This is a genomic window from Sinorhizobium sp. BJ1, from assembly GCF_002531555.1.
Taxonomy (GTDB): Bacteria; Pseudomonadota; Alphaproteobacteria; order Rhizobiales; family Rhizobiaceae; genus Sinorhizobium; species Sinorhizobium fredii_B.
This window is the reverse complement of the sequence record NZ_NWTH01000111.1, coordinates 1-999: the sequence shown is the minus strand read 5'-3', so window position 1 is coordinate 999 and position 999 is coordinate 1. Positions and strand designations below refer to the sequence as shown.

Genomic DNA, 999 nt, shown 5'->3' with positions numbered 1-999 from the left:
GGACACCTCATGCCTCAGCACACTCAACCGCAAAAGGTGCTGGGAAATTCGCGCTTACCTTCAACCCACGACCTTGAAACTCTCGACCACGACATCCGCTTCCGCGATCAATGCCTTGAGGCGGGTGAGATCCTCTGGTCACCTAAATCGTAGGCGACCGACGTCTTGCCGCGGTTTGCCGTGTAGAATTAGGCTGCCACCGTCTCGGTGCCGCCCCTGCCGTCCGGCTGTTCGATGAAAGGCGGGCCCCAGGTGCGGGGTATCGTCGCCGGCGGGCTCTCGACCTTGATCACTTCCGCGCCGAGGTCGGCGGCTAAGCCGCTGGCCGGTCGCATTTAAAAAATGTGAACGACAAACATTCGCCGGCCGGCTGCCAGTGGTTGCTACCGCTTATGCGCGCCGGACAAGGACGGCCGCGGAGATTGAAAGCACGCATGCTGCCCCTCAACCAACTGCACCACCACACAAAGTGAGGAGAGCCTTTTTAGCCGCCAAGCGACACCAGGAACATTGACACGTAGGTAGCGTTTAGATTCAGAGCTTTCATTCACTGGGAGGTGATGATGAGAAAGCACTCCCGCAAGGTATCGCCTGAGGTGCGCGCGGCGATCAGCGCGTTTCTGAGCGCGTGTCAGAAAGAAGCCCGGCCATTAGCGACTTCTGAAGCCCTTGGCGCAGTGCGTCGCGTTTTCCCTGATCTGGATATATCAGATCCAGACCTCATGGATGCCATCATCAGCGAAGCATCCGTGGCGGGATTCGACGTGGACACTCCGGATCCTGCTTCCGCGGCGCGGATGAGGGATTCGCTTGAAGAATGGGATAATGAAGGCGGCGCAGTCGATAAACCGCCGCGTAGTGAAACTCAAGGTAGGAGTGGCAATGACACGGATGGCAGGAGGCGGCGGGCAAAAGCGACCAAGGATCGGAATGAGTTGCACTAGAGCACGTCCGTTGAAGACGGAGTCGGGCTGAGGATTCCCTTCTTGTGAGTTCGGT

At 58.5% G+C, this 999-nt stretch carries 2 protein-coding genes; one reads left to right on the top strand and one right to left on the bottom strand.

Annotated features, from left to right (window positions below; translation table 11 throughout):
• Positions 1-188 precede the first annotated feature (188 nt).
• Complete coding sequence (locus CO676_RS35670; RefSeq protein ID WP_179875781.1) at positions 189-335, bottom strand: hypothetical protein; 147 nt, start codon at positions 333-335, stop codon at positions 189-191.
• A 228-nt stretch (positions 336-563) separates the two neighbouring features.
• Between CO676_RS35670 and CO676_RS34285 the strand changes: the two genes are divergently transcribed.
• Complete coding sequence (locus tag CO676_RS34285) at positions 564-944, top strand: hypothetical protein (RefSeq protein WP_179875780.1); 381 nt, start codon at positions 564-566, stop codon at positions 942-944.
• The last annotated feature ends 55 nt before the right edge of the window (positions 945-999 follow it).

What these genes read in the sequence shown, in the direction of transcription:
- CO676_RS34285 (WP_179875780.1), top strand. Translation starts at nt 564, where the DNA reads ATGAGAAAGCACTCCCGCAAGGTATCGCCTGAGGTGCGCGCGGCGATC.
- CO676_RS35670 (WP_179875781.1), bottom strand. Translation starts at nt 335, where the DNA reads ATGCGACCGGCCAGCGGCTTAGCCGCCGACCTCGGCGCGGAAGTGATC.